Origin of the sequence: Micromonospora tarensis (assembly GCF_016803395.1) — a bacterium.
Classification (GTDB): Bacteria; Actinomycetota; Actinomycetes; order Mycobacteriales; family Micromonosporaceae; genus Micromonospora; species Micromonospora tarensis.
Window position 1 is genome coordinate 1 of the sequence record NZ_JAEVHL010000380.1, and the last position, 4,113, is coordinate 4,113.

Consider the following 4,113-nt stretch of genomic DNA (forward strand, 5'->3'; position numbering starts at 1 on the left):
ACACCGCGGTATCGGCTACGTCCTGGCCGTCGGCTGCGACCGACGCGTGCACGTCAACCACGGACGCACCCTGATCCGCGTCGACGACCTCGCCGACCGGATACCCACCGCCGAGTGGCAGCAGCACAGCTGCGGACCGGGCGCGAAAGGTCCCCGCGACTATCTGTGGGCCTGGGTCACCACCGCCACCAGCCCCGGTGAGCACCGGTGGCTGCTCATCCGCCGCAACCGAACCACCGGCGAGCTGGCCTTCTACCTGTGCTGGTCACCTCGCCTGGTGCCGCTGCACACCCTCGTGACCGTCGCCGGATCCCGCTGGAGCATCGAGGAGTTGTTCCAAACCGGCAAAGGCCAGGTCGGCCTTGACCACTACCAGGTCCGCGGCTGGACCGGCTGGCACCGGTTCATCACCCTGGCCATGCTCGCCCTGGCCGTCCTGACCATCCTCGCCGCCACCACCGCGCAGCAGCCCGACCCCGACCCGGAGATCATCGCGTTGACCGTCGCCGAGATCCGCCGACTCCTCAACGCCTTCGTCCTCGCCCTGCCACTACCCCCAGCGCACACCCTGCACTGGTCCACCTGGCGACGAACATCCCAAGCCCGAGCCCGGCGATCCCACTACCAGCGCAGACTCGGCCACTTAGCTTGAGACTTACTCGTCTAGGGCTCGAGCGTGGCGGGCATGCTGAAGGCGGCGACGTGACGGGCACCGATGAAGGCGTTGCTCTCTACGATTTTCCCGTTCTCGATCCGGAGTACGTCGACGACCAGCGCCTCATAGTGCGGGCTGCCGGGCCGGCGGAGATAGTTGATCAGTGCCGGGCGCCCGTTGGCCGAGGTGGGGAAGGTACGCCAGTCGAGCGGTCGGCCGAGGAACTCCGCGGCCGCGTCGATCCCGACGACCGGCGGCTCGGGCGGCATCGTGATCCGTACGTCCTCGGCGAGCAGTGCCCGGACCGTCTCCGGGTCCTTCGCGTTGGCGTAGCGGCGCAGGATCTCTTCGTCCTCGCTGGTGAGCTGCGGGCGGCGCCAGTCCTGTGGGTCCGACGGAGCGCGCCGCCGGAGGGTGTGGCGGGCCCGCTGGAGGAGGCTGTTGACGGCCGCTACGGCGGTGTCGAGCGCGCCGGCGATCTCCTGCGGCGTCCAGCCGTAGACGTCGCGCAGCACGAAGGCCGCCCGCTGCCGCGGCGGCAGGTACATGAGCGCTGCGATCAGGGCCAGCTCGACGGTCTCCCGGGCGGCGAGACCGGTCTGCGGATCGTCGGCCAACAGGGCGTCTGGATAGGGACGAGCTCGGTGGACCACTCCAGCGGGTCACCATACTGAACCGTCCGGTGACCGGCCGCCTTGCGGCTGTCGAGGAAGACGTTCGTGGCGATCCGGTAGAACCAGGTGCGCGCCGATGCCCGACCCTCGAAGCGGTCGCGAGCCCGCCAGGCACGCAGGAAGGTCTCCTGCACCAGGTCGTCCGCGTCGGTGACGTTCCCTGCGAGGCGGTAGCAGTGCACGTGTAGCTCGCGCCGGTGCTCGTCGAAGGCGCGCTGCAGCCAGACCGCCTGCTTGTCAGGCGACTCGGACATGTGATCTCCCCGGGGCTGAATGGTCCTCACAACCGTACTGACGACCGCGGACCCCATCCGTCATCGGTCACCGATGACGATCGCCGACTCGGTCGTCTGTACCTGTGACCAATCCCCACTCCACGAAGGAGACAGCCATGACGGCAACCCCCGCGTCCAGCGCAGCCACGCCCCCGGTCGTCGACCGGGAGACCTGGCTGCGCGAGCGCAACGAACTGCTGGTCCGGGAGAAGGCCCATACCCGCGAAGGAGACGCGATCGCAGCCGCTCGTCGTCAGCTGCCGATGACCTTGATGCCGACGGTGACGGTCCAGGGCCCCGGCGGGGACACCCCGCTGGTGGAGGTTTTCGAGGGCCGCCGGATGCTCATCGCCTACTTCCACATGTGGCACGACGGCAAACCGTACGGGGATCAGTGTGAGGGGTGCACCTTCTCGACCTGTCACATGCAGATGCTGGACTACCTGCATGCCCGGGACGTCACCTACGCCGTGTTCTGCCAGGGCCCCTACGACGAAAGTGCCCCGTTCGCGGAGTTCATGGGCTACCCGTTCCCCTGGTATTCGGCGAAAGACTCCGACCCGGCTCTGGCCGACGGTCGCGAATTTGGGTTCATCGCCTGCTACCTGCGCGACGGCGACCAGGTCTACGAAACCTACTGGACCACCGGGCGGGGCGTGGAGGCGTTGACGACCAGCTACCACGCCTTGGACCTCACCGTGTACGGCCGGCAAGAGAACTGGGAAAACTCACCCCAAGGTTGGCCGCGGGTCAGTGGTCACCCGTGGCGGCTCAACGGCCGCCCCACCGCCCAATGGTCACGCCCCGGCGTCACGCCGGCGGTGACGTCCTGACGCTCGAGATGATCATGCTCGGGTCGGCCGCGGTGTCGGCCTGCTGCTGCGTCGTGCCGCGGGCGGGCGCGTCCCGCAGGGCCCGGATGCTCGCGGGTGCGATGGTGGCTGTCATGGTCGCGGTGACCCTCGACGCCGCACCGGTTGTGCAGTACGCGGGCGCGCTGCTGCTCCTCGCCTTCGCGGTGGCACTCGTCACCAGCGGTCCGACCGAGCGCGGCCCGGAGGTGGACTGGCACCGTACGGCCGGGGCCGTGCTCATGGCGCTCGCCGTGCTGATGCATCAACACGGCGGGTCGATGGCTACCCACCACATGGCCGCCGGGCCCCGGATGGACCACGGCACCGTCACCGGCCATGACGCGGCGCTCGTGTTGCTACGCGCCGCCACGGCGGCCTACCTCTGCTGGATGGCGGCCGCACTCGTCCGGCTGCGCAATCGACCGATCACGGACCTGCTCCGTTGGGAGCACCTGGCCATGGGGGCAAGCCTCGCGGCCATGATCTTCTTCATGAGCTAGCCGAATAAGCCAGCCGGCAGATCAAGTGACGTTGGAGTACTAGTACTCCAACGTCACTTGGCTGAAGTCGTCCTCATCAAGCGGGACTCGCGCAGTGCTCTTGGACCGGATACCGACATCGAGGCAGTGCGGTCCGTGTAGACGGGTGGGGTGGTAGCGTGCGGCGGGTCTTTGCGATCTTGGTTACGTCAATCAGCGCCCGATGAGGAGGTTCACGATGGCAGGTCTTCCGGCTGATCCGGACGTGCTGCATCCGATGCCCGAACAGCCGCGCGTGGTGCTACTGAAACCGCTGGTCACCTCGCCGCTGCTCGAGGTTGGGGAGTTCACCTACTACGACGACCCGGATGATCCAACCGCCTTTGAAACCCGCAACGTGCTGTACCACTACGGGCCGGAGAAGCTGATCATCGGGAAGTTCTGCGCGCTGGGCGAGGGCGTGCGGTTCATCATGAACGGGGCCAACCACCGCATGGACGGCCCGTCGACCTTTCCGTTCCCGATCATGGGTGGTTCCTGGGTCGAACACTTCGATCTCATCACCAGCCTGCCCGGGCGGGGTGACACTGTGGTTGGCAACGACGTGTGGTTGGGATACCGAGCCATGGTGATGCCCGGCGTCCAGATCGGCAGCGGAGCGGTCATCGCTTCCGGGTCCGTCGTCGTCGACGACGTGCCCGATTACGGCATCGTCGGCGGCAACCCAGCCAGGCTGATCCGCCGCCGCTACAGCGAGGAAGACATCGTCCGTCTTTTGGCACTCGCCTGGTGGGATTGGCCAACTCAGTACATCACCGAGCACCTTCGCACGATCATGTCCGGCAGCATCGACGATCTTGAGGCCGTGGCGCCCAAGCATCGGTAGTGCCAGATCGGGCCTGGGCGGGCTGCCCGATACCACCTCGGGAGCTGGGCGTGGCGAAGGCATGAGGACGGCCACCGCGTTGATCATCAATCTTTGTGCGAACGACCGAAGACCATGCGGTGGCGGCGGGTTACAGCCTGGACCTTGGCCAGTGGCGGGTCATTCTGGACGAGGCGTTGCCGTGTGTCGCTGACCGGTTCGTGCGGGCGGAGCCACGTCGGACCGCCGGGCAGTTCGTGGAAGGGCTGCTGTCGGGCGTGGAACGTAAGACCTGCTGGTCGTTAGCGGAG

6 protein-coding genes and 1 pseudogene are annotated in these 4,113 nt (G+C 67.3%); 5 read left to right on the plus strand and 2 right to left on the minus strand.

The annotated features are described in order from the left end of the window. Positions 1 to 652 (plus strand): IS701 family transposase (locus JM949_RS34190; protein WP_203152149.1); only part of this gene is annotated, 652 nt, incomplete at its 5' end. An 11-nt stretch (positions 653 to 663) separates the two neighbouring features. On the opposite strand, the gene JM949_RS34195 is transcribed toward JM949_RS34190, so the two are convergent. Beyond that, complete coding sequence (locus tag JM949_RS34195; protein WP_238425102.1) at positions 664 to 1,272, minus strand: sigma factor-like helix-turn-helix DNA-binding protein; 609 nt, start codon at positions 1,270 to 1,272, stop codon at positions 664 to 666. After that, positions 1,215 to 1,583, minus strand: coding sequence for a sigma-70 family RNA polymerase sigma factor (locus JM949_RS38235; RefSeq protein ID WP_238434397.1), 369 nt, complete (start codon positions 1,581 to 1,583; stop codon positions 1,215 to 1,217). Before JM949_RS38235 ends, JM949_RS34195 begins: the two co-directional genes overlap by 58 nt. 137 nt (positions 1,584 to 1,720) lie before the next feature. Here JM949_RS38235 and JM949_RS34200 point away from each other — a divergent pair, with 137 nt between their 5' ends. The 4 genes and pseudogenes from JM949_RS34200 to JM949_RS38240 all read left to right on the plus strand — a co-directional run. Then, entirely contained in the window at positions 1,721 to 2,437 is a 717-nt protein-coding gene (locus JM949_RS34200) for a DUF899 family protein (protein ID WP_203119332.1), read from the plus strand. A 14-nt stretch (positions 2,438 to 2,451) separates the two neighbouring features. Then, positions 2,452 to 2,958, plus strand: a complete 507-nt coding sequence (locus JM949_RS34205; protein ID WP_203152151.1) for a hypothetical protein — start codon at positions 2,452 to 2,454, stop codon at positions 2,956 to 2,958. Positions 2,959 to 3,175: 217 nt separating this feature from the next. Next, the gene (locus tag JM949_RS34210) at positions 3,176 to 3,823 is read left to right on the plus strand and encodes a CatB-related O-acetyltransferase (protein WP_203152152.1); all 648 of its coding nucleotides are present in this window, start codon (positions 3,176 to 3,178) and stop codon (positions 3,821 to 3,823) included. A 119-nt stretch (positions 3,824 to 3,942) separates the two neighbouring features. Next, a pseudogene (locus JM949_RS38240) lies at positions 3,943 to 4,113 on the plus strand (IS701 family transposase); the annotation flags it as partial.

Excerpts from the sequence above, each read along its gene's own strand:
- JM949_RS34205 (WP_203152151.1), top strand. The coding sequence starts at position 2,452 with ATGCTCGGGTCGGCCGCGGTGTCGGCCTGCTGCTGCGTCGTGCCGCGG.
- JM949_RS34200 (WP_203119332.1), top strand. The coding sequence starts at position 1,721 with ATGACGGCAACCCCCGCGTCCAGCGCAGCCACGCCCCCGGTCGTCGAC.
- JM949_RS34210 (WP_203152152.1), top strand. The coding sequence starts at position 3,176 with ATGGCAGGTCTTCCGGCTGATCCGGACGTGCTGCATCCGATGCCCGAA.
- JM949_RS38235 (WP_238434397.1), bottom strand. The coding sequence starts at position 1,583 with ATGTCCGAGTCGCCTGACAAGCAGGCGGTCTGGCTGCAGCGCGCCTTC.